This is a genomic window from Polaromonas sp. P1_F1, assembly GCF_056405795.1.
Genome location: NZ_JBFUBJ010000004.1, coordinates 199622 through 222264, shown reverse-complemented (window position 1 = coordinate 222264; position 22643 = coordinate 199622). Strand labels below are relative to the sequence as shown.

19 protein-coding genes, 1 pseudogene and 1 riboswitch are annotated in these 22643 nt (G+C 62.7%); of the genes and pseudogenes, 14 read left to right on the top strand and 6 right to left on the bottom strand.

The window, feature by feature from the left end:
* The first annotated feature begins 42 nt into the window (after positions 1-42).
* The 6 genes and pseudogenes from AC1DZE_RS13280 (at position 43) to AC1DZE_RS13255 (ending at position 2450) form a co-directional block, all read left to right on the top strand.
* On the top strand, positions 43-240 hold the full coding sequence (locus tag AC1DZE_RS13280) for a hypothetical protein (protein ID WP_477672998.1): 198 nt from the start codon (positions 43-45) through the stop codon (positions 238-240).
* 97 nt (positions 241-337) lie between these two features.
* On the top strand, positions 338-631 hold the full coding sequence (locus AC1DZE_RS13275) for a hypothetical protein (protein ID WP_477672999.1): 294 nt from the start codon (positions 338-340) through the stop codon (positions 629-631).
* Positions 628-1089: a GNAT family N-acetyltransferase gene (locus AC1DZE_RS13270; RefSeq protein WP_477700176.1), complete on the top strand. Its 462-nt coding sequence runs from the start codon at positions 628-630 to the stop codon at positions 1087-1089. The genes AC1DZE_RS13275 and AC1DZE_RS13270 overlap by 4 nt, the downstream gene beginning before the upstream one ends.
* A gap of 226 nt (positions 1090-1315) precedes the next feature.
* On the top strand, positions 1316-1582 hold the full coding sequence (locus AC1DZE_RS13265) for a hypothetical protein (protein WP_477700175.1): 267 nt from the start codon (positions 1316-1318) through the stop codon (positions 1580-1582).
* Positions 1583-1604: 22 nt separating this feature from the next.
* A pseudogene (locus AC1DZE_RS13260) lies at positions 1605-1706 on the top strand (hypothetical protein); the annotation flags it as partial.
* Between the two features lie 267 nt (positions 1707-1973).
* Positions 1974-2450, top strand: coding sequence for a hypothetical protein (locus tag AC1DZE_RS13255; protein ID WP_477700174.1), 477 nt, complete (start codon positions 1974-1976; stop codon positions 2448-2450).
* Positions 2451-2452: 2 nt separating this feature from the next.
* Here the strand turns inward: AC1DZE_RS13255 and AC1DZE_RS13250 are convergent, their stop codons facing one another.
* Positions 2453-2878 (bottom strand): hypothetical protein, encoded by a 426-nt coding sequence (locus AC1DZE_RS13250; RefSeq protein WP_477700173.1) that lies wholly within the window; start codon positions 2876-2878, stop codon positions 2453-2455.
* Positions 2879-2947: 69 nt separating this feature from the next.
* Positions 2948-3841, bottom strand: coding sequence for a ComEC/Rec2 family competence protein (locus tag AC1DZE_RS13245; protein ID WP_477700172.1), 894 nt, complete (start codon positions 3839-3841; stop codon positions 2948-2950).
* A gap of 262 nt (positions 3842-4103) precedes the next feature.
* Between AC1DZE_RS13245 and AC1DZE_RS13240 the strand changes: the two genes are divergently transcribed.
* The 3 genes from AC1DZE_RS13240 to AC1DZE_RS13230 all read left to right on the top strand — a co-directional run bounded on the left by AC1DZE_RS13240 (position 4104) and on the right by AC1DZE_RS13230 (position 11607).
* The gene (locus AC1DZE_RS13240) at positions 4104-7709 is read left to right on the top strand and encodes a transglutaminase family protein (protein WP_477700171.1); all 3606 of its coding nucleotides are present in this window, start codon (positions 4104-4106) and stop codon (positions 7707-7709) included.
* A gap of 175 nt (positions 7710-7884) precedes the next feature.
* On the top strand, positions 7885-10674 hold the full coding sequence (locus AC1DZE_RS13235; protein WP_477671103.1) for a circularly permuted type 2 ATP-grasp protein: 2790 nt from the start codon (positions 7885-7887) through the stop codon (positions 10672-10674).
* Positions 10675-10692: 18 nt separating this feature from the next.
* On the top strand, positions 10693-11607 hold the full coding sequence (locus tag AC1DZE_RS13230; RefSeq protein ID WP_477673096.1) for a transglutaminase family protein: 915 nt from the start codon (positions 10693-10695) through the stop codon (positions 11605-11607).
* On the opposite strand, the gene AC1DZE_RS13225 is transcribed toward AC1DZE_RS13230, so the two are convergent.
* Entirely contained in the window at positions 11573-12547 is a 975-nt protein-coding gene (locus tag AC1DZE_RS13225; protein WP_477671105.1) for a LysR substrate-binding domain-containing protein, read from the bottom strand. The two genes, AC1DZE_RS13230 and AC1DZE_RS13225, sit on opposite strands and share 35 nt — an antisense overlap.
* Positions 12548-12628: 81 nt before the next feature.
* Here AC1DZE_RS13225 and AC1DZE_RS13220 point away from each other — a divergent pair, with 81 nt between their 5' ends.
* The 5 genes from AC1DZE_RS13220 to AC1DZE_RS13200 all read left to right on the top strand — a co-directional run bounded on the left by AC1DZE_RS13220 (position 12629) and on the right by AC1DZE_RS13200 (position 17149).
* Entirely contained in the window at positions 12629-13825 is a 1197-nt protein-coding gene (locus AC1DZE_RS13220) for a pyridoxal-phosphate dependent enzyme (RefSeq protein ID WP_477700170.1), read from the top strand.
* A gap of 42 nt (positions 13826-13867) precedes the next feature.
* Positions 13868-14833 (top strand): tripartite tricarboxylate transporter substrate binding protein, encoded by a 966-nt coding sequence (locus AC1DZE_RS13215; RefSeq protein WP_477671107.1) that lies wholly within the window; start codon positions 13868-13870, stop codon positions 14831-14833.
* Between the two features lie 224 nt (positions 14834-15057).
* Positions 15058-15510, top strand: a complete 453-nt coding sequence (locus AC1DZE_RS13210) for a RidA family protein (RefSeq protein ID WP_457278917.1) — start codon at positions 15058-15060, stop codon at positions 15508-15510.
* A 4-nt stretch (positions 15511-15514) separates the two neighbouring features.
* Positions 15515-16234 carry a hypothetical protein gene (locus AC1DZE_RS13205; RefSeq protein WP_477700169.1) on the top strand — a complete coding sequence of 240 codons (720 nt, stop codon included), beginning with the start codon at positions 15515-15517 and terminating at the stop codon, positions 16232-16234.
* A gap of 113 nt (positions 16235-16347) precedes the next feature.
* Positions 16348-16509: riboswitch (FMN riboswitch) on the top strand.
* A gap of 127 nt (positions 16510-16636) precedes the next feature.
* Positions 16637-17149 (top strand): 6,7-dimethyl-8-ribityllumazine synthase, encoded by a 513-nt coding sequence (locus AC1DZE_RS13200; RefSeq protein WP_477673460.1) that lies wholly within the window; start codon positions 16637-16639, stop codon positions 17147-17149.
* A 94-nt stretch (positions 17150-17243) separates the two neighbouring features.
* Here AC1DZE_RS13200 and parC read toward each other — a convergent pair whose 3' ends face one another.
* The 3 genes from parC to AC1DZE_RS13185 all read right to left on the bottom strand — a co-directional run bounded on the left by parC (position 17244) and on the right by AC1DZE_RS13185 (position 22577).
* Positions 17244-19601 (bottom strand): DNA topoisomerase IV subunit A, encoded by a 2358-nt coding sequence (parC, locus tag AC1DZE_RS13195; protein WP_477673461.1) that lies wholly within the window; start codon positions 19599-19601, stop codon positions 17244-17246.
* A 130-nt stretch (positions 19602-19731) separates the two neighbouring features.
* A complete protein-coding gene (locus AC1DZE_RS13190) occupies positions 19732-20607 on the bottom strand; it encodes a lytic transglycosylase domain-containing protein (RefSeq protein ID WP_477700168.1) in 876 nt (291 codons plus the stop codon).
* On the bottom strand, positions 20607-22577 hold the full coding sequence (locus AC1DZE_RS13185; protein ID WP_477700167.1) for a DNA topoisomerase IV subunit B: 1971 nt from the start codon (positions 22575-22577) through the stop codon (positions 20607-20609). Before AC1DZE_RS13185 ends, AC1DZE_RS13190 begins: the two co-directional genes overlap by 1 nt.
* Between the last annotated feature and the right edge of the window lie 66 nt (positions 22578-22643).

Here is a 22643-nt window from a genome sequence, read left to right as displayed (position 1 = left end):
TTGTCATTATAGGAAATTCCGCCCACAGCGGGAGGTACCCAAATGCACAACCAGCAAATTCAAGATGCAGTAACTTACCTGCACCGCGAGATTTACAGGGCACAGCGCGCGCTCTTCAAGGCGGGCGCTCACCCGCTCACGATGCTGCGCCCAGAAATTGCGGCCCAGGTGCTGGACCTTGAGTACATCGTTTTAGATCGCATTGAAACTGATCAATTTGGGATGGAGGCGGCTGGCTGACGGCGTTGTGCACCCGAGTCTGATGGTTAGTTCCGGCTCTGTGACTTTGCAGAACGCGGCCTCTACCGTAAGTGTTGGTCTGCCATACACCAGTACTTTGGAACTTCTGAATCCTGAGTTTGGTGATGCGACAAGTTCCTCCCAGAGTAGGGCAATCAGCATCACCGATATCGTTATCCGCTTTCAGGACACGCTGAATTGCAAGGTGAACGGGGTTGTCATCCCATTCCGCTCAAACACACTGGGACTTGACGTAGAGATTCCAGCCTTTACAGGAGACAAGCGCGTCAAGTCTTTGGGGTGGCGTTCGCCAAACAACATCGTCATTACGTCTGATACCCCAACGCCGAGCACGATTCTCGGTGTGATGATTGAAGCGGCCGTCAATTGATCCGCAATGCCACTCACTATGACGTTGCTGCAATGGCTGAGATTGGGAGGGCAATGCATGCTGAAAGCGTGTTCAGCAAGTACGCCTACGACTTTTCCAAAGTCTCCCAGCGCATTGGGATCCTCATTGAGCTTGAACGAGGCATTGCAATAGTAGCCACCGAGGGTGAGAAGATCATTGGCGGATTTATTGGTGCTGTAGAGCCGCACTGGTTCGGCGATGACCTGCAAGCCTATGACCTGGCTCTTTTCATTCTCCCGGAGAAGCGTGAAGGCCTAACAGCAGTTCGCCTCATCAAAGAGTACATCCGCCAAGCCAAGGAACAAGGTGCTTCCCAGATATCCATAGCCAACTCAACAGGATTTGAACCGGACCGGGTTAAAAGGCTCTTTGAGTTCTGCATGTTCTCGCATGTGGGCTACGTCATGGAGCATTCTTCATGCGTTTCCACCCCTTGAGCCGGATACCAATGGTATCCAGCGCTGAGCTTTGTACCCTTGGAGTCCCGTACCGCTTGTCCCTTGAAGAGTTCAAGGCGCTTCCGGTCTCGCTGGAGTCTCTTAAGGTAGCTATGAGAAGGCGGCTAGTTCTGCCCTCATTGGTGGATTGGCAAGCGCCGGCGGCGGTTTGATCAAGGGCTTTGCTACTCCAGCACCAACAAAGACAACGAAAGCGGGCTAATTAATGGCTTTGAAACTACCTGACAACCTCATGAGCCGCCCACTATTGCCGGGTGGCATGTCTGACGGTACGGAATATGTGACTCGCCAGTTTGGCAACAGGGACCCATTGTCAGCAACGCTGCACAAGCAGCGCATGACGTATGCCAAGGATTACATCTGGCTGGGCCGGAATCTCGTTGACCTGGCTGAACGCCTACGGATGAGGGCAAACGCCGACTACAGCGGCGGTGAGTTGAATGAAGAGACCTTAAACGCGCTGAAGCAATGAGAACGCGGCAACTGTCAGGAAGATCTTTGATCTTGCCTGCAATACGGGCTTCAGTGATCAAGCGATAGCGAATCAACTGAATGACGCACCGACCTTTAACGGAGTCACGTGGGATAGACGCTCCGTTAATCGACTGCTTGAGAATCGGGATGTACTAGGCACGGACGACTACCCGCGAGTCGTTCACGAAAATGCGTTTGAGTGGGCCAGGAAACTGCCTGAATCCGCTGCCAAGGGTGATCCAGATACGGACGACGAGGTCAACAACTTATTGACCGATGTGTGCAAGTGCGCAGAATGCATGCAGACATTGAAATGGCGGGCTGGTCACAGTGACAAGAATCCTCCACATTTAGTTTGTCTGACTGCTTGGGAGCCAGGAACATCAGACATGGAAGCCCAACTAAAGGCGCAGGGAAGCAGCTACCAGAAACACCACGCGGAATTGAAATGGGATTATGGGCAGATTGAGTCGCTGATCTTTCACGTCATGGATGCTGCCACTTACCCGCTCTTTCCCGAGTTACCAGGCACTGATCCAGTTGCGCTGACTAAAAAACTGTACGCGCGCCATGAAGCGCTAAGAGCCAAGGCGGGAGCGAGGAGCCCTAATGAAGAGGTTGAATATCGCGCTGTACGCCTGAAAATAAGAGATGGTTGGGCGCACCACTTGTCGTACCTGTACTTTGATGAGTACGACGACGATGGAAAGAAACCTGTCATTGAGGTTTCGTTGAATGACGGAACAAAACTGACATATCGCCCTGAAGATGAAGATGGGCTAGTGACCTACATCACGAAGCGTCTGCATGCAGGACCTGTAGTGTCAGACGAAAATCCACTGCACGGCTTCAACTTCAAACCGTAGCGTCAAGCGGATTTTGCTGCCCTCTGGCGCATGTACTGCACGTGCATAGCCGCGTAAAAGGTCGGGGCTCGTGCAAGTGCCGCGTCAATCGTTGCGGAGAGATTTGCCACTAGGCGCTGTATCTCTTCAACATCTGCCTGCGCCTTTGTATCCGCTGCCAGCTTGTGCGCTAGATCAAGTTGCTTGCTTTGCAGTACGACGGTGAACAAAATTCCAATAAACGCCAGGAACCCCAAGAATGGGCTTAAGAGGCCGGTATAAAAATCACCGAAATGCGCCCAGACTTCTTGACTTGAGGAGAGTTCAAACCAATGACCAGGAGCGAACTTCCAGAAGTAGAGCCCCAACACGGTCCAATTTGCCAATACGCAAATCACCAATAGTCTGATTATGAATTTGTTTAAGTTCCGTTTTGAGATTGCTTCCATCCCGCCTCCTTTGTTGTGTTATTGATCGAATGTACATCCTGGGTTCTTTGGATTATTATGTTTTGGTAGTTACTTGATACTCATCAAGTGAGCTACGCCCGTGGCACGAAACACATCCCAGTCGGCGCGCTCTATGGCAGCCTGGTCGCCGACCACCAGTGCGGCAATGACACCGGCCAGTTGGCGGTTTTCGATGCGCTGAAAGATCGCTTCGCGCACGGCTTGCCGGATCTGTTCTATGGGGTGCTGCCAGCTGCTGGAAAGTTTCGCCGGCGGTGTGTCGCGCGGGCCGGCACGTACATAGCCGGTGGCCTGGATGCCCTGCTCCCACAGCCAGAGTTCGTAGTCAAAACCAAAAGGATTGCTGTTGCCGTGCGGCGCCTTGAGCCGCACCGTCATCTGCCAGCGTTCGCCGGCGCGCAGGACTTGCGGCTGACGCTGCAGGGCCAGCGCTATCTCGAATGGGTCGGCGTCTTGGGCCGGCACGGCGGGCTCGCGCCCGGCAAAGCCCGAATACCAGCCCAGCATGACGTGCGGCGGCAAGGTGACTTTGCCACCATTGAGGCGGGCAGATTCCACGGCCAGGCGAAAGCGCACGCCGTCTTCTCCGGGTTGCGGCATCGCCAGCACCTGACCCGTGACCTCGATATCGCGGCCCTCCAGCGCCGGATCGAGCGCCGCAGTCAGGAAAACGCCGGCACGCCAGCCCGTGAGGCCCACACCGAGCAAGGCAGCGAGGGCAAAGGCCGAAACCACCCTGCCCCACGAAGGAAGGCGCAGCCTGCCAAAGCGCAGGTACAGGCCAGCCAGGGTGCAGGCCAGCAGTGCCATGGCGGCATATACCGGTTGCGGCCACAAGGCGGACTGCTGCAACTGCAAGGCAACACCCGCAATAAAACCGGCAAACACCGGCCCCGGGCTTGCCGCATACAGCCGTGCCCCGGCCGATACAGGTCGATTCAAACCCCGCCTCCCCTTTGAACTGTTTTTATGCACTGACCGCTTTGAGCTTAACGGGAAAGCGCGGCAGGTAAACAACAAACAGCGCCAAACAGCCGGTTCACACTCAAGAGACCACGTGGCGCAGCTCTTGCTTTCAGAAATGCCACCAAATCCGGGTAAGCTGTTTACACGGCGTTCCTGAGACCGCAAGATGTGGCGGTCTGTTGAACGTATTTTCCTGAGGGCGTGATTGCACGCCCGTTCCTTTAAAAGCGAGGTTGCCTTGTCCATCCACGTCGCCCTGAGCCACATCACGCATTACAAATACGACCGCCTGGTCAAACTCGGCCCCCAGGTCGTCCGCCTGCGGCCTGCGCCGCACAGCCGCACACARGTACTGTCGTATTCCCTCAGGGTTGAGCCCGCCGGCCACTTCATCAACTGGCAGCAGGACCCGTTTGCCAATTACCAGGCCCGGCTCGTGTTTCCAGAGCCGACGCGCGAGTTCAAGGTCACGGTGGACCTGGTGGTGGAAATGGCGGTGTTCAACCCGTTCGACTTCTTCCTGGAGCCCGCCGCCGAGGAATTCCCGTTTACCTACAACGCGCTGCAGGCCCGCGAACTGGCGCCCTACCTGGCCACCCAGCCGGCCACGCCGCTGCTCAAGCGCTACCTTGAAAAAATCGACCACACGCCCAAACGCACCATCGACTTTCTGGTGGGCCTGAACCAGGGCCTGCAGTCGGACATCAAATACTCCATCCGCATGGAGCCCGGCGTGCAGACGCCTGAAGAAACCCTGCGCCTGGCCTGCGGCTCCTGCCGCGACACCGGCTGGCTGCTGGTGCAGCTGCTGCGGCACATGGGCCTGGCCGCGCGCTTTGTCTCGGGCTATTTGATCCAGCTGAAAGCTGACGTCAAATCCATCGACGGCCCCAGCGGTGCGGAAGCTGATTTCACCGACCTGCACGCCTGGTGCGAGGTGTTTTTGCCCGGTGCCGGCTGGGTCGGCCTGGACCCGACCTCGGGCCTGATGGCCGGCGAAGGCCACATTCCGCTGGCGTGCACGCCCGAGCCGTCGAGCGCAGCGCCGGTCGAAGGCGGCGTCGACAAATCCGAAGTCGAGTTCGAGCACCACATGGCGGTGCAGCGCATTTACGAGTCACCACGCGTGACCAAGCCCTACACCGAGGAGCAATGGCAAGCGGTGCTGGCGCTCGGCGAAAAGGTCGATGAAGACCTGGCGGCCGGCGACGTGCGCCTGACCATGGGCGGCGAGCCGACCTTTGTGGCCACCACCGACCGCGACGCGGCCGAATGGAACATCGACGCGCTGGGCCCGACCAAACGAGGCTATGCGACCGAACTCGTGCAAAAGCTGCGCGCCGAATATGGCGAAGGCGGTTTCCTGCATTTCGGCCAGGGCAAGTGGTACCCGGGCGAGCAATTGCCGCGCTGGGCACTCAGCATTTTCTGGCGCAAGGACGGCCAGCCGATCTGGCAGAACCCGAGCCTCTTCGCCGACGAGCGTCAGCCCTGCAACTACACCAGCGCCGACGCGCAGCGTTTTGTGCAGACACTGGCGGGCAAGCTGGGCCTGGCCACCACCTACATCACGCCAGGCTATGAAGATACCTGGTACTACCTCTGGCGCGAGCGCCGGCTGCCGGTCAACGTCGACCCGTTTGATTCGAAGCTGGACGACGCCATGGAGCGCGAACGCCTGCGCCGCGTCTTCATGCAGGGCCTGGATTCGGTGGTGGGCTACGTGCTGCCGCTACAAACCAAGGAGCAACTCAAGCAACGAAACGCAGGCGCCTCGCCCGCGCTGAGTGGGCCCAAATGGACCACCGGCCCCTGGTTTTTCCGCGAAGAACGCATGTACCTGATGCCGGGCGACTCGCCCATGGGCTATCGCCTGCCGCTGGATTCGGTGCCCTGGGTGTCCAAGACCGACTACCCCTACATGATCGAGTCCGATCCGTTTGCCCCGCGACAGGACCTGCCGGCGGCTTCCGCACTGGCGGCGCGCTACAACGGCAGCTTCAGCGCAGCCCGCGGCGCCACACCGGCGGCCGCATCCGCGGGCGGCAGCGCCAGTTCGCTGGCGCAGTACATGGCGCGCTACATGACGGGCAACACCGCGCTGTCGCAAGCCAGCCGCATCCTGCAGTTCCGTCCGCTGGGCAATAACGGCGCCGGCGGCGCAGACGGCAAACCGGCCGGTGCGCCGGCCGCAGAAGACGCAACCGCAGCAGACGATCGCGCGCCCAAGCCCTTCGAATCGGCCGCCTGGCTCACGCGCACCGCCCTCTGTGTGGAAGTGCGCGACCCGCAGCGCGCCAACGGCCCCAAAGACAAACCCAAGGCCGACCCGGACAGCAAGGCCAACAAGTCGGGCCGTGGCGAAACCGGTGCGATCTACGTCTTCATGCCGCCCATGGAAAGGCTCGAAGACTACCTCGACCTGTTGGCCGCGGTGGAAGCAACGGCGCAGTCGCTGGGCGTGAGCATCGTGCTCGAAGGCTACCCGCCACCGCGCGACCCGCGCCTGAAGATGCTGCAGGTCACGCCTGACCCGGGCGTCATTGAAGTCAACATCCACCCGGCCTACAACTGGGGCGAGCTGGTGGAACACACCGAGTTCCTCTACAAGATTGCGCATGAAACGCGCCTGTCGGCCGAGAAATTCATGACCGACGGCCGCCACACCGGCACCGGCGGCGGCAACCACTTTGTGCTGGGTGGCGCCACGCCGGCCGACAGCCCCTTCCTGCGCAAGCCCGAGGTGCTGGGCAGCCTGATCGCCTACTGGCACAACCACCCGTCGCTGAGCTATCTGTTCTCGGGCATGTTCATCGGCCCGACCAGCCAGGCGCCGCGTGTGGACGAGGCCCGCAACGACCAGCTGTACGAACTGGAAATCGCCCTGCGCGAGATCGAGAACAACCGCAAAAAATACGGTGCCGACATGCCGCCCTGGCTGGTTGACCGCACACTGCGCAACATCCTGGTCGACGTCACCGGCAACACGCACCGTAGCGAGTTCTGCATCGACAAGATGTATTCGCCCGACTCCGCCACCGGGCGCCTGGGCCTGCTGGAGCTGCGCGCGTTTGAAATGCCGCCGCATGCGCGCATGAGCATTGCCCAGCAATTGCTGCTGCGCGCGCTGGTATCGCGCTTCTGGAACAAGCCCTACCACGGCCGTGTCACGCGCTGGGGCACCGAACTGCACGACCGCTTCCTGCTGCCGGGCTTTATCCGCATGGATTTTGAAGACGTGCTAACCGAGTTGCGCGAAGCCGGCTACGGCTTCGACATGGCCTGGTTCGAACCTCACTTCGAGTTCCGCTTCCCGTTGATCGGACAGGTCAAGGCCAACAGCATTGAGCTGACGCTGCGCAGCGCGCTGGAGCCCTGGCATGTGATGGGCGAGGAAGGCTCGGCCGGTGGCACGGTGCGTTACGTGGATTCATCGCTCGAGCGCGTCGAAGTGCATGTGACGGGCCTGAACGACAACCGCTATGTCGTCACCGTCAACGGCCGTGCATTGCCGCTGCAAAGCACCGGCCGCGTCGGCGAATATGTGGCCGGTGTGCGCTACAAGGCCTGGAACCCGCCATCGGCCCTGCACCCGTCGATCGGCGTGCATGCACCGCTCACGTTTGACATCGTCGACACCTGGATGGAACGCTCGCTGGGCGGCTGCCAGTACCATGTGGCGCACCCGGGCGGGCGCAGCTACGACACGCTGCCGGTCAATTCGTACGAGGCTGAAAGCCGCCGCCTCACACGCTTTTTCCGCATGGGCCATACACCCGGCAAGATGCGCGTCGCGCCGGCGCAGCCGAGCCGGGAGTTCCCGTTCACGCTCGATTTGCGTTGAATCCGTGCTGGCGACAGCCGCCCGGGAGCTTGAGGGTCCTCGGGCGAAGCGCCTCCCCGGCTGTCTTATGGCTGCAACATTTGCATGCGCAAGCGGCATAAATAGCCATTTTGGCCGCGCATTGAACCCGCCTTGAGCCTTGCAGGGGATGGGCCACAGGCATACTTGCACCCACGTGGAAAATAACACCCAGTCACTTTTTGCCGCCCAGTCGCTTGAATCCCCCTGCGCACTGGCTGCCGCGCTGGCGCCTCATGCGGCGGCGGGGCATTTCGATGAGTTGCGGGGCCGTGTGTCCGAAGGCCCCGCGCCCGCTGAAGCGGCCGCGCCGGCACAGCCCGCGCTGCGGGCCGCGGGCAGCCCCCCTGAAACAGCCCCGGCCCGGCCCGAAGCCCCGGCGGCCGGGACGGACGACACCCTGTCGCCCGACTGGACACGCTTTTTCAACTTCCTCGGCAGCGACGGCTTTTACGACCTGAACCACCGCACCGCCAACCTGCGCCGCCAGATCCGCGACAACGGCGTGACCTACAACGTCTACGCCGACGCCAACGGCCCGCAGCGGCCCTGGTCGCTGGACCTGTTCCCCATGATGGTCTCGCCCGCCGACTGGGCGCAGATCGAGGCCGGCATCCAGCAGCGCGCCCGCCTGCTGGACCGCGTGATGGCCGACATCTACGGCCCGCAGGAGCTGCTCTCCAAAGGCCTGCTGCCCAGCGCGCTGGTGCATGCCCACCCGGGTTACCTGCGCGGCATGCAGGGCGTGCAGCCGGCCGGCGGCACCTATCTGCACATTGCCGCCTTCGACATCGCGCACGGCCCCGACGGCCGCTGGTCGGTGGTGTCGCAGCGCACGCAGGCGCCTTCGGGCCTGGGCTACCTGCTGGAAAACCGCCTGACGATTTCACTGCTGTTTCCCGAAGCCTTCCGCGAAATGAAGGTCGAGCGGCTGGCCGCGTCGTACAAGGCGCTGGTGGATGGCCTCAAGGCCATGAGCCCGACGGACAGCAACGAGGAAAGCCGCGTGGTGCTGCTGACGCCGGGGCCTTACAACGAAACCTATTTCGAGCACGCCTACCTGGCGCGCTTCCTGGGCCTGACACTGGTCGAGGGCAGCGACCTGCTGGTGCGCGATGACAAGCTTTACCTGAAAACCCTGCGCGGCCTGGAGCGGGTGCACGGACTGCTCAAGCGCCTGGACGACCAATTCCTCGATCCGCTGGAACTGCGCTCGGACTCCACACTGGGTGTGCCCGGCCTGCTGCAGGTGATACGCGCGGGCAATGTGTTGGTGGTCAACACGCCGGGCTCGGCCTTCCTCGAATCAAGTGCGCTGCTCGGCTTTCTTCCCGCGCTCTCCGAGCACCTGCTTGGTGAAACGCTGGCCCTGCCCTCGCTGGCCACCTGGTGGTGCGGCGAGCAGGCAGTGATGCAGGACGTGCTGAGCCAGCTCAAGACCTGCGTGATCAAGCCGACCTATCCGGGCACCGGCATGGAATCCGTCATCGGCCATACCCTGTCGCGCCGTGCACTGGACGAATGGGCTGGCCGCATTGTTCGCCGGGGCGAAGACTTCACCGTGCAGGCTTACCTGCCTCTGCCGCAAACGCCGACCTGGCAGGGTGAGCGGATTTCCCCGCGCTCGGCCATGCTGCGCGTGTTTGCGGTGGCCGATGGCAACGGCTCCTGGCAGGTGCTGCCGGGCGGGCTGGCACGGCTGGCGGGCAAGAACGAAAACATGTCGTCGATGCAGCACGGCGGCAGCAGTGCCGACGTGTGGGTGCTGGGCGACCCCTCGGCAGCCAAGGCGATGGCCGAACACACCACCGCATCGCGCACCGAGCAGCCGGCGCCTGTCTGGGCCGCAGCGCCGCTGCGCCACCGCCCGCCCGTGACCAGCCGCGCGGCCGAAAACCTTTTCTGGCTGGGCCGCTACACCGAGCGTGCCGAAAACTCCACGCGGCTGGCGCAAATCACGCTGCAATGCCTGGGCGGCGAAGACCAGACCTCGCAGCCCTTGCTGGCCTGGCTGACCAGCATGGCCGTCGGCAACGCGCTGGTGCTGGACACCGTGCCGCCGGCCACACATGCGCGCCGCGTCTTCGAACGCGCCCTGATCGCCAACCTGGCCGACACCGAACAGGCCGCCAGCGTAGGCTTTAACCTGCGGGCGCTCAAGAGCGCCGCATCTGCCGTGCGCGAACGCCTGTCGCAGGAACAATGGCACATGATCGTGCGCACCGAGACCGACTTCTTCCAGCGCTGCTCATCGTTCAGCGCGGTGGGCCAGACCCAAAGCCAGGGCGGGCAAAGCCAGAGCCAATCCAGCCAATACCTGCTCGAATATTCTTCCGTCGAGGCGCTGCGGGCGCTGGAGTCGGCCAGCGGCTTCCTCTCGGCCATGACGGGTGCGCAAACCGACCGCATGACCCGCGACGACGGCTGGCGCCTCCTGAGCGTGGGCCGGTTGATTGAACGGCTCAACACCCTGGCCGGCGCGCTGATTCGCGGCTTTGAAACCGGATCGATTTTTGAAGAAGGCGGCTTCAACGCCATGGTGGCGCTGTTCGACAGCACCATCACCTTCCACGCGCAGTACCAGCAGCGCCGCGACATCCCGGCCCTGCTCGATCTGCTGGTGCTGGACCGCGACAACCCGCGCTCCCTCGGCTGGGTGGTGCAGACCCTGCGCGGGCGCCTCGCCAAGCTGGCGGGCAGCGCGCCGGGCGACATGCCCGACCTGGCGATGGAACTGCCCGACCCCGGCAGCTGGGCCCTGGCTGATTTGTGCCAGGACGCCCAGGCCAGCACCGGCGATGGCGAAGATGAAAACGGCGGGCAACATGATGGGCGGCTGGTGCAGTTGCTCGAGCAGTGCTGCGATGCCGCGCTGGAACTGTCAGACACCTTGAGCCGCCGCTACTTCAGCCACGCGGCTTCTGCCAGCCAGAGCCTGGGCGCCTGAGGCCCCAGGAGTTTTTCCGTGCTGCTTCACGTCGTTCACGAAACCCGTTACCGCTATGCTCCGGTGGTGGAAAACGCGCACCATGTGGTGCACCTCAAGCCCGCCAGCCGAAACGGCCAGACCCTGCTGGACTATGCGTTGCGGGTGAACCCCGAACCGGTCCAGTTGCGCGAAACCGAAGATGTCTACGGCAATACGCGCACCTACTTTTCCCTGCAGGCGGCGCATGAGAGCCTGACGGTGGTGGCTGACAGCATCGTCTCCACGTCGGCCCTCAACCCGCTGCAATCAGAAGCGACCCTGTCCGCCGGCAAGCCTGCATCGCCCGCCTGGGAGCAGGTGCGCGAACAGTTCCGTTACCGCGCCGGCGCGGCCTACGACAGCGCCTCCGAATTCCTCTTCGCCTCGCCCTATGTGCCGCGCGACGATGCCTTCATTGAATTTGCCCGCCCCAGCTTCCTGCCGGGCAGGCCACTGCCCGAGGCAGCGCGCGACCTGATGGATCGCATTCACAGCACCATGACCTACGAGAGCGAAAGCACCGAAGTCAACACGCCGGCGCTCGAAGCGCTCAAGCTGGGCAAAGGCGTGTGCCAGGATTTCGCGCACATCATGGTGGCCTGCTGCCGCGCCATGGGCCTGCCGGCGCGTTATGTCAGCGGCTACCTTCTCACCACGCCACCGCCCGGCCAGCCACGGCTGGTGGGCAGCGACGCCTCGCATGCCTGGGCTTCGGTGTACTGCCCCGGCCTGGGCGCCTGGCTCGACTTCGACCCCACCAACAACCGCGCGCCGGGTGAAGATTACGTCACACTGGCCATCGGCCGCGACTTCCTCGATGTATCGCCCATGCGCGGTGTGATCCGCGGCGGTGCGCAACACATCCTCGACGTGGCCGTTACGGTGGAGCCGGTGGCAAGCGCCGGGGACTGAGCGGCTTCGGCGGCGCTGGCAGCTCTTCCAGCAACGAGCCCTCAGGCAGGCTGCGTGCCAGGCAGCGCCGGCACAGGCTCACAAATTCCTGCGCGGCGCCCGACTGGGCCTGGCGCGGTTTGAAAGCCAGCAAGGCCCGGAACGACACATCAGCCGCCAGCGGAACGCTGCGCAGGCCCAGCGCCACATGTTCACGCGCCACCAGCGGATTGGTAACTGCCAGCCCGGCCCCGGCCAGCACCAGCGAACACTGCGTTGCGCTGTAAGGCGTTTCAATCACAAAGCGCGGCTGCACACCCGCCTGTGCGAACGCGGCTTCCAGCCGGCGCTGGGCCGTATCCGAGGCAGACAGGCCGACCAGCGGCACTTCTGCGAGATCCCTGGGCTGCAGGACCTGCTTGCGAGCGAGCGGGTGGGCCGCGGGCATGACGCACACCGCGGGCACCTGGTAAAAAAGCGAGGACACCAGGCCACTGGTGTCCGCCTCGTCGCCCAGGAAAGCCAGGTCCACCGCCCCCTGGAACAAGGCCTCACGCAGCACCTTCGAGCTGTCGACCAGCAGCAGGCAACGCGTGCGCGGGTAGCTTCGCTGAAACTCGGCAAGCGCCCAGGGCATCACGCTGGCAGCCATAGCATGCAGTGAACCGATGCGCAGCACGGTGTCCTCATGCGACTGCAGGGCCACGATTTTTCGCTGCACGGCTTCGAGGCCTTCGTAGACCCGCTCGACCTCTTCCATCAGCGCGTGCGCCTCCGGCGTGGGCGTCAGCTTGCCTTTGGGCCTGTCAAACAGCTTGAGCCCGGCGCGCGCTTCGAGCTGCTGCAGCAGCTGCGTGACGGCCGGCTGGCTCACGTGCAGCGCCGCCGCCGCGCGGTTGGCGGTGCCCAGCCGCATGACCATGCGGAACACTTCAATCTGACGTGCACTGGCTTCGGCCATGGCGGTTTCCTATAAGTTTTACTTATTTTAAATCGCAAACATGCGATGCATGAGAGCCCATCGTCTTCGTACCATCTGCCCATGAATTCTGTTTCCCCCGAATCCTTTCCAAACCCTGCGGCATGGAACGCCATCAGCCGCAACCCCCGACTGATGAGGCTGCGGTGCATCCTCTGCGCCCGTGAATACCCGCTGCAAGATTTACCCGCCGGCTGTCCGCACTGCGCGGCACAGGGCACGCCCGCCAGCCTGGAAGCCGTTTACACCGGGTTGCCCCAAACACTGAAAACAGYCAGCACAGGTTATAAGTGGGGCGACTGGCTGCCCTACACCCGCGGCGTTTCCCTGGGTGAAGGCAACACGCCTTGCCTGGACCTGCCGCGCCTGGCGCGCGAGCTTGGCCTGTGCCAGCTCAGCGCCAAGCATGAGGGCATGAACCCCACTGGCTCGCACAAAGACCGCATGTCGGCACAGGCCGTCAGCCGGGCGCTGGACGCAGGCGCGCAGACCGTGGTGCTGGCCTCCAGCGGCAACGCAGCAGTTTCGGCAGCAGCCTATTGCGCCGCGGCCGGGCTGCCCTGCGAAATCGCCACCTACCGCGACATGCCGGCGCCCTTCGCGCGGGCCCTCCATCACCTGGGCGCCCGGCGCATGGAGTTCGACCACGGCTTTGAGCGCTGGAACCATGTACGACGGCGGGTCGAGCAGGACGGGGCCTTTGCCCTCACCAACTACAGCGTGCCGGCGGTCGGCAGCCCTGCTTTTGGCGTGGAAGGCTACCGCGCCGTGGCGCTCGAATTTGTCGCCGGCGGTTGCGTGCCGGACCATGTACTGGTACCCACCGCCCGTGGCGATCTGCTCTGGGGCATTTACAGCGCACTGCGTGATTTGCACCGGGCGGGACTCATTGGGCACATGCCCAGGTTATGGGCCGTTGAGCCGTTCCCCCGCCTTTCCCGTGTGCTCGAGGGCGCGCCGCTGCAGTCGGAATTCAACGGCCAGACGACGCAGTTTTCGACAGGCGGCAGCACCGTCACGCTGCAACAGCAACTGGCCGTGCAGCAGTCGGGCGGCGGCGCCGTGGTCATTGATGACGCCGGCGCCATCCAGGGCAGCGCCCGGCTCGCGGCGCAAGGCCTGTGGGTGGAGCTTTGCGCCGGCGCCTGCCTCAGTGCGCTGGCCCGCCTTCGCGCGCTCGGCCAGGTGCAGGCATCAGAACACGCCTTGCTGCTGCTCACAGCCAAAGGCGACCGTGACACCTTTAACCCCATCCCTTGACCGCACGCCCCCTTTTCTTCAGCCCGCAAAGGAAATTTCACCGTGAAGACCCGACTGCTCACCACCCTGCTTCTGGCCTGCGCCACTCTGGCGGGAACCGCCCATGCCGCCTACCCCGACAAACCCATCCGCCTCATCGTGCCTTGGGCGCCGGGCGGCAGCACCGACGCCATCGCCCGCGCGATTGCCCAGCGCATGGGCGAGACCATGGGGCAAAGCGTGGTGGTCGACAACCGCTCCGGCGCTTCCGGGCGCATCGGCACCGAAGCCGCGGCCAAGGCCGCGCCCGACGGCTACACCTTCGCCATCGTCGAGCTGCCGCATGCGATTGCGCCGGCCGTGTTCAACAAGATGCCCTACGACCTGCTGCGCGACTTCACGCCGGTGTCCATGGTCGGCACCTCGCCGCTGCTGCTGTTTGCCGGCGGCGCGCAGTACAAGAATGGCGACATCAAGGGCTTCCTCAAAAACTACCGGAGCAGCAAGGTGCCGCTGGCGCTGGCCCACAGCGGCAATGGCTCCATCAGCCACCTCTCCAGCGAACTGTTCGCCAGCGCCACCGGGATCAAGGTCAACGCCATTCCCTATCGCGGCTCTGCGCCCGCGCTCACCGATGTTGCGGCCGGCCAGGTGGACGCGCATTTCGCCACGCTGGCCAGCGGCAGTTCGCTGCTCGGCGCGAACAGGATCTCTGCCTTGATGGTGACCGGCAATGCGCGCCTCGCCGCCCTGCCCGGCGTACCGACCGCGCACGAAGCCGGCATTGAGGGCATGCAGTTCAACCAGTGGTGGGCATTGGTGGCGCCGGCCACCACGCCGATCGAGATCGTCGAGCGGCTGCGCAGCGAAGCGGTGGCGGCGCTGGCGCACCCTTCCACACGCGAGCGCCTTACCACCCTGGGCATTGACCTGAAAGGCTCGACACGCGACGAACTGCGTGCCTTCATGCGCAACGAAGTAGACCGCTGGGGTGCTGTGGTGCGAAAGGCCGGCATCAAGCCCGAGTGACGCCGGCATGTGGAAGGTTGAAAGAGCACGGAACAAGCCGCGCAGGCCCTGGCGCCGTTCCATCATTTCCTTTCATGACCCCAAAGGCCTCCGGAACCCGCGCACCATCCTACAATTCCCTGCACTGCCAGCCGGTCACGCAGCCTCCTTCGCTATCAAAAACATAGCTGCTTGCGCTCGTTCCTATTGGGCTGGAACCATTTTTCTTCACCAAAAGGACCACCATGAGCGCCTACGACAAGCTGAAAGCACTGAACATCACCCTGCCCACCGTGGCAACGCCCCTGGCAGCTTACCTGCCCTTCGTGCAGACCGGCAACCTGGTGTTCCTGAGCGGCCATATCGCCAAGAAGGACGGCAAGCCCCTCGTCGGCCAGCTCGGCAAGAACATGACGACAGAAGAAGGCAAGGCCGCCGCGCGCTCGGTCGCCATCGACCTGATGGGCACGCTCGAAGCCGCCGTCGGCCTGGGCAAGGTCAAGCGCATCGTCAAGCTCATGAGCCTGGTCAACTCCACCGGCGACTACACCGAGCAGCACCTGGTGACCAACGGCGCCAGCGAGTTGTTTGCAGAAGTCTTCGGCGACGCTGGCAAACATGCGCGTAGCGCATTTGGCGTGGCGCAGGTCCCCATGGGCGCCTGTGTGGAGATCGATCTGGTTGCTGAAGTCGAGTAAACGCGTGAACAACCCGTTCCGGTCCGCCACTTCTGTCTCGCGGCGGGTAGCCGGTTTTGTCCTTGTTTCGATGGGTTTTGTTTGCACGTCGTACGCGCAGTCGCCCTCACAGGAAAGCATGGCCGGCGACTACATGCTGCAAGGTGTGATGGAAACCGGCTCCGGCATGCGCTTGAGCAGTGACGGAACTTACCGTTTTTTCCTGATAGTCGGCTCCGTTGATGAATTCGATCAGGGCCGCTGGCGCATCGAGAATTCGAACGTGCTGCTTGAATCCACCGCAACGCCGCAAGCCCCCACATTCACCTTTTTGCGCTCCAATAAAGAGCCCGGAGCCGCCGCCAAAGTCACCTTCGAAGGTCCGGATGCGCAAAAGGTGGCCGCGCTGGCGCAAGTCGATTTCACGGTCAACGGACTTTCCATTCCGGCTCGCCAGACGCGCTCAGGCAACCTGGAGGCGGACAGCTTCGACGTGCCGGTCAGCAAAGTCAGCCTGTCTTACCTGGGCGCGATGCGCAACTATCCCGTGGTCGAGCATCGCCCCAAAGACTCCAGCCACAACCACTTTGTGTTTGGCGCCACCTTAGGCAACTACGGCTTTGTGCGCTTCGACAAACTGAGCCTGGCCATTGACGGTGACAGCCTGCGGATGAAACCACCTGGAGCAGGGTTCGGGCCAGGCCGTGAGTTTCGCTATGTCAAGGTAAAGCCCAAATCACCTTGACGCTCTTCGCGCTGCAATGTTCCCCCTGCACGCAGCAGGGCGGCGACGACAGACCGGCGGCGGAGTCTGCGAGCTCCCATTAAACTCAACCCGTCCCGGCCATTTTGCCGGGGCAGCGTTCTCAGGGCGGGGTGAAATTCCCCACCGGCGGTGTTTGCAGGAAACTGCATCAGCCCGCGAGCGCCTGGTTGCCGTGCTTCATACGGCAACCAGGGTCAGCAGATTCGGTTCAACCCCGAAGCCGACGGTCACAGTCCGGATGAAAGAGAGCGCGATGTTTACGGCTGTGCCGTGGGCGGCTATGGCTGGGTGCGGGTTCTCCGCAGCGGCTGTTCGTTCTCCCACGTGCTGGCCGCAGGCTCGTGCGCCCTGATTCTGGTAACACCTGGCAAAAAGGCATCCATGAGTCAGACAGATATTTCCCCACCTTCGGCTTCCCGTTCGGGCGGCACACCCACCAAGGCATGTTTCGCCTTTATCCAGTCGTCCTGGCACGAAGACATCGTGGACCAGGGCCGCGGCGCTTTCCTGGCTGAGATGGCCAGGCAAGGCGTCGCCGCTGAATCCATCGACACGTTTGAAGTGCCCGGCGCGTTCGAAATTCCGCTCCACGCGAAAAAGCTCGCACAGTCGGGCCGTTATGCAGGCGTGGTCTGCTGCGGTCTGGTGGTCGATGGCGGCATCTACCGCCATGAGTTTGTAGCTGACGCGGTGATCAGCGCATTGATGGGCATCCAGCTGGAAACCGGCGTGCCGGTGTTTTCAGCGGTGCTGACGCCGCAGCATTTTCATGAGCATGAGGAACACCGCAAGTTCTTCACGGAACATTTCCTGACCAAGGGCAAGGAAGTGGCGCAAGCCTGCCTGGAGACGGTGGCCGGCCTCAAGAAGCTTGATTTGTTGCTGGCAGCTTGATTGCTAAATAACTGCCGGCCAGACCGGCGAGCGCAGCATATTGCTATTAAATCAATAGCTGCTTGCGCCCGCCAGTTATGGCCTTCAGTCAGTTTTACTCAACGCGGCTGATGCCGGTGGGTTTGAAGCCCAGGTCGGCCGCCTTGCCCTTGCGCGCGCGCGCCGCACGGGCGTTGTTCAAGCTGCGGATTTCCAGCGTTTCCTCGCGTGCCTTGCCCCCACGGCCAATACCTTCGATCTTCACACTGCGCGTGTAAGCGGCGGCACCAGCCAAAGTGTCTTTGGCTTCGAGGTCGATCAGCATCAGGCCGCGCCCGCCGGCGGCCTGCATCTTGAGTTCCGCGATTTCAAACGTCAGGATGCGGCCGCCGGTCGAGGCGCAAGCCACATGCGTGGCCGGCACCAAGGGCGCCGCTGCGCTGGTGAAAGCGGCATGCGAAGGCCTGCAAATGGTTTCACCTTCAGCGCAGCTGATGAAGGCCTTGCCGGCTTTGAGGCGCGACGTCATGTTCTCGACCGTGGCGAGGAAGCCGTAGCCGCCGCTGGCGCTCAGCAGCAATGCGGCATTGGACGGGCCTGCAAAATAATGCACCAGCTGCGTGCCCGACTCCAGATCAATCAGGGTGGTGAGCGGCTGGCCGTCGCCGCGCGCACCGGGCAGCAATGACACCGGCACCGAATAAATGCGGCCGCGCGAACCAAAGGCCAGCAGCGTGTCGATGGTGCGGCATTCGAAGGTGCCGTACAGCCCGTCGCCCGCCTTGAAGGCGAAGCCTGCCGGGTCATGTCCGTGACCGTTGCGTGCGCGCACCCAGCCCTTGTCGCTGATGACCACGGTCACCGGCTCGTCGAGCACCTTGACTTCGAGCACGGCTTTTTTCTCGGCCTGGATCAGCGTGCGGCGCGCATCAGCGAATTGTTTAGCGTCGGCCTCGATTTCCTTGACCAGCAGGCGTTTGAGCGCCGCCGGGCTGCCCAGGATTTCCTCAAGCCGGCCTTGCTCTTCGCGCAGGTTTTTCAGGTCCTGCTCGATCTTGATGGCTTCAAGCCGTGCCAGTTGGCGCAGGCGGATTTCAAGAATGTCCTCGGCCTGGATTTCGCTGAGCTTGAAGCGTGCGATCAGCGCCGGCTTGGGCTCTTCCGACTGGCGGATGATGGCAATCACCTCGTCGATGTTGAGCAACACCAGCTGGCGGCCTTCGAGGATGTGGATGCGGGCCAGCACTTTGTCGAGCCGGTGCTGCGAGCGCTTTTGCACCGTGGTCTGGCGGAACTCTATCCATTCCGCCAGCATCTGGCGCAGGTTTTTCTGCGTCGGCTTGCCGTCCAGCCCGACCATGGTCAGGTTGATGGGCGAGGAGCTTTCCAGGCTGGTGTTGGCCAGCAGCGTGTTGATGAGTTCGGACTGGCTGATCTTGCTGGTCTTGGGCTCGAACACCAGGCGCACGGCGGCGTCCTTGCTGGATTCGTCGCGCACCACGTCGAGCACGGCCAGAATGGTCTGCTTGAGTTGCACCTGGTCCTGGCTCAGGGCTTTTTTGCCGGCCTTGATTTTCGGGTTGGTGAGCTCTTCGATTTCCTCGAGCACACGCTGCGTGCTGACGCCGGGCGGCAGCTCCTGCACCACCAGCTGCCACTGGCCGCGCGCGAGTTCTTCGATCTTCCAGCGGGCGCGCACCTTGAGCGAGCCGCGGCCCGTGCTGTAGGCCGCCGCGATTTCCGCGCCGCTGGAAATAATTTGCCCGCCACCCGGGTAGTCGGGCCCGGCGATCAGCGCATACAGCTCTTCGTCGGCAAGCTTGGGCGTCTTGATGAGCGCCACACAGGCGTCGGCGACTTCGCGCAGGTTGTGGCTGGGGATTTCGGTGGCCAGGCCCACGGCAATGCCGCTGGCGCCATTGAGCAGCGTGAACGGCAGCCGTGCCGGCAACTGGCGCGGTTCTTCGAAAGAGCCGTCGTAGTTGGGTACGAAGTCGACCGTGCCTTCATCAAGCTCATCGAGCAGCAGCGTCGTGATGCGGGCCAGCCGAGCCTCGGTGTATCGCATGGCCGCTGCGCCGTCGCCGTCGCGGCTGCCGAAATTGCCTTGGCCATCGACCAGCGGATAGCGCTGGCTGAAGTCCTGCGCCATGCGCACCATGGCGTCATACGCCGCCTGGTCGCCGTGCGGGTGGTATTTACCGAGCACGTCGCCGACAACGCGCGCGCTCTTGACAGGCTTGGCACCGCTCGCGCCATTCGCCCCGCCAAAACCCAGGCCCATGCGCGACATGCTGAAGAGGATGCGGCGCTGCACCGGCTTCTGGCCATCGCAAACGTCGGGCAAGGCGCGGCCCTTGACGACACTGAGGGCATATTCAAGGTAAGCCCGCTGCGCGTACGCGGCCAGGGAATCCTGGTCTGCGGGTTCGGGGATCGGGGCTACTGCGTCCGGTGTGAAGAGATCATCCATCGTGAATTTGCTTGGGCTAGGTCAAGTTATGCCGGTCCGGTGCGCACAGGCGCGGCCGGTACAGGATTATGAAAAGAAAACGGGGGAAGTCGCTTCAGACTGCCTGCGGCAGAAGGCCAGGTGCATGGTCTCAGTACGGCTCGGGCAAGGCCTCTGGCGTGGCGGTGGACACCACCGTGGGTGACACCATGTTGCCGCGGCCGGTGGCCCCGCCCATCATTTCCATGCGAACGCGGCCGCCGGACGCCATGCTGGGTGGCTTGAGGTGGTTATAGAGCTGCATCACGGTCTTGACGTAGTTTTTGGTTTCGGGATAGTTCGGAATCTTGTTGCCGGCACGCTGAACGGCGCCTTCGCCGGCGTTGTACGCAGCGATGGCCAATTCGAGCTGGCCGGGAAACATGGCAATCAGGTCACTGAGGTAGCTGGAGCCGGCCCGGATGTTGGTCTTGGGATCGGTGAGCCTTTTGTGGATGGTGGAATCCTTGGTGGCCCGCACGCCATAGCGCTCCGCTGTCGGCGGGATCAGCTGCATCAGCCCGACCGCACCCTTGGGCGAAACGGCCTGGGCGTTGAATCCGGATTCGGTGGCGATCAGTGCCTGCAGCAGCTCGTAGTCGATGCCGTGCTTGGCAGAAGCCTCGCGCAGCAGGTGCTTGACGGCCTTGTAGTTAGGCGACACATCAAAGTAGGCCAGCAGCTTGGGCGGCGCATTGGCCACGCCGGTGGCCTGATTGGCGCCATTGCCAACCGCCTTGCCGCTTTTGGCAGCGCTGTTGCCTGCACTAAAGCTTTCTGCGCCGCGGAAAAAAAGCTCATAACGCTCATCGAGCCGTACGGCCGAGAAATGCGCAATGCCTTCTTTATCGACGTAACCCCAGATGTCAGCCCGGGCGGGCGCCGCGAACAGCGCCGCCAGCCCCAGAACGAGCGAAGGCAATGCCGGCGCACGCAACAGGCGTGCAAAGCGCGGCAAGGTTGACGGCAACTTCAAAAAAGAATTCATCAAATATCTATTTCCACGGCGTCACCGTGCAATTCCATCAGTTCGCGGCGCGCTGCGGCCTCGCCTTTGCCCATCAGCTTGGTGATCAGGCTCTCGGTTTGCAGAAAATCCTGGTTGCCCAGTTGCACGGGCAACAGGCGGCGGGTGTCAGGATTGAGTGTGGTTTCCCATAATTGTTCCGCGCTCATTTCGCCAAGGCCCTTGAAGCGGCTGATGCTCCAGGCACCTTCTTTTACGCCATCCTTGCGTAACTTGTCCAATATGGCGGTCAGTTCGCCTTCATCAAGGGCGTACACCTTTGAAGCCGGCTTTTTGCCCCGCGCCGGCGCATCCACCCGGTACAGCGGCGGCCGGGCCACATAGACATTACCTGATTCGATCAATTTGGGGAAGTGGCGGAAAAAGAGGGTCAAAAGCAGCACCTGGATATGCGAGCCGTCCACATCGGCGTCGCTCAGGATGCAAACCTTGCCGTAGCGCAGGCCAGAGAGGTCTGGCGTGTCGTTCGGGCCGTGCGGGTCGACCCCGATGGCGACCGCGATGTCGTGGATTTCGGTGTTGGCAAACAGGCGGTCGCGCTCGACCTCCCAGGTATTGAGCACCTTGCCGCGCAGCGGCAGGATGGCCTGGCTTTCCTTGTCGCGGCCCATCTTGGCGCTGCCGCCGGCCGAATCACCCTCGACCAGGAAGACTTCGTTGTGCGCCAAATCCCGGCTTTCGCAGTCGGTCAGCTTGCCGGGCAGCACGGCCACACCGGAGCCCTTGCGTTTTTCGACCTTCTGGCCGGCTTTCTGCCGGGTTTGGGCGGCCTTGATGGCCAGTTCGGCCAGTTTGCGGCCGTAATCGACGTGCTGGTTAAGCCAAAGCTCCAGCGTGGGCCGCACAAAGCTGGACACCAGCCGTACCGCGTCGCGTGAATTGAGGCGTTCCTTGATCTGGCCCTGGAACTGTGGATCGAGCACCTTGGCGCTCAGGACATAGCTGGCGCGGGCAAAAACGTCTTCCGGCAAGAGCTTGACCCCCTTGGGCAGCAGCGAATGCAGGTCGACAAAGCTCTTGACGGCATTGAAGAGGCCGTCGCGCAGGCCGCTTTCGTGCGTGCCGCCGGCGCTGGTGGGAATCAGGTTGACGTAGCTTTCGCGCACCGGCTGCCCCTCTTCGGTGAAGGCCACGCACCACTGCGCGCCCTCGCCTTCGGCAAAACTCTCGTGCGAAGCGTCGGCAAAACCTTCGCCCTCAAACATCGGGATCACCGGGTCGCCGGTTAGCGTCTGCATCAGGTAATCGCGCAGGCCGCCCTTGTAGAGCCAGGTTTGGGTATCTTTGGTTTTCTCGTTGGTCAGCGTTACCGTGACGCCGGGCATCAGCACCGCCTTGCTGCGCAGCAGGTGCGTGAGCTCGGCCATGGGCAGCGCGGCCGATTCAAAGTATTTGGAATCGGGCCAGGCGCGGACGGTGGTACCCGTCTTGCGGTCTCCATCGCCGTTTTTGCGCAGGTGCAGCTTTTCAATGACGTCACCGCCCGAGAACACCAGGTGGGCGACCATGCCTTCACGGTAAGAGGTGACTTCCAGCCGCTTGGACAGTGCATTGGTCACGCTCACGCCGACGCCGTGCAAGCCACCCGAGAAGCTGTAGGCGCCTCCCTTGCCTTTGTCAAATTTGCCGCCCGCGTGCAGCCGGGTATAGACGATCTCGATGACCGGTACCTTTTCTTCAGGGTGCAGGCCGAAAGGAACGCCTCGGCCGTCGTCGTCGACGCTCACCGAGCCGTCGGTGTGCAGCGTGACCTTGATCTTCTTGCCGTAGCCGGCCAGGGCCTCGTCGGCGGAGTTGTCCAGCACTTCCTGGATGATGTGCAGGGGGTTGTCGGTGCGCGTATACATGCCCGGCCGTTGCTTGACGGGCTCCAGGCCCTTGAGCACGCGGATCGAGCCTTCGGAATATTCGGTGGGTAGTTTGTCAGCCATGGCAGATGAAAGAATTGCCGCAATTGTAGTCGGGGCCGGCAAAGTCACTGTATAAATATACAGCCA

What these genes read in the sequence shown, in the direction of transcription:
- AC1DZE_RS13225 (WP_477671105.1), bottom strand. Translation starts at nt 12,547, where the DNA reads ATGGCCGAAGCCAGTGCACGTCAGATTGAAGTGTTCCGCATGGTCATG.
- AC1DZE_RS13250 (WP_477700173.1), bottom strand. Translation starts at nt 2,878, where the DNA reads ATGGAAGCAATCTCAAAACGGAACTTAAACAAATTCATAATCAGACTA.
- AC1DZE_RS13185 (WP_477700167.1), bottom strand. Translation starts at nt 22,577, where the DNA reads ATGGCTGACAAACTACCCACCGAATATTCCGAAGGCTCGATCCGCGTG.
- parC (WP_477673461.1), bottom strand. Translation starts at nt 19,601, where the DNA reads ATGGATGATCTCTTCACACCGGACGCAGTAGCCCCGATCCCCGAACCC.
- AC1DZE_RS13200 (WP_477673460.1), top strand. Translation starts at nt 16,637, where the DNA reads ATGAGTCAGACAGATATTTCCCCACCTTCGGCTTCCCGTTCGGGCGGC.
- AC1DZE_RS13280 (WP_477672998.1), top strand. Translation starts at nt 43, where the DNA reads ATGCACAACCAGCAAATTCAAGATGCAGTAACTTACCTGCACCGCGAG.
- AC1DZE_RS13210 (WP_457278917.1), top strand. Translation starts at nt 15,058, where the DNA reads ATGAGCGCCTACGACAAGCTGAAAGCACTGAACATCACCCTGCCCACC.
- AC1DZE_RS13190 (WP_477700168.1), bottom strand. Translation starts at nt 20,607, where the DNA reads ATGAATTCTTTTTTGAAGTTGCCGTCAACCTTGCCGCGCTTTGCACGC.
- AC1DZE_RS13255 (WP_477700174.1), top strand. Translation starts at nt 1,974, where the DNA reads ATGGAAGCCCAACTAAAGGCGCAGGGAAGCAGCTACCAGAAACACCAC.
- AC1DZE_RS13265 (WP_477700175.1), top strand. Translation starts at nt 1,316, where the DNA reads ATGGCTTTGAAACTACCTGACAACCTCATGAGCCGCCCACTATTGCCG.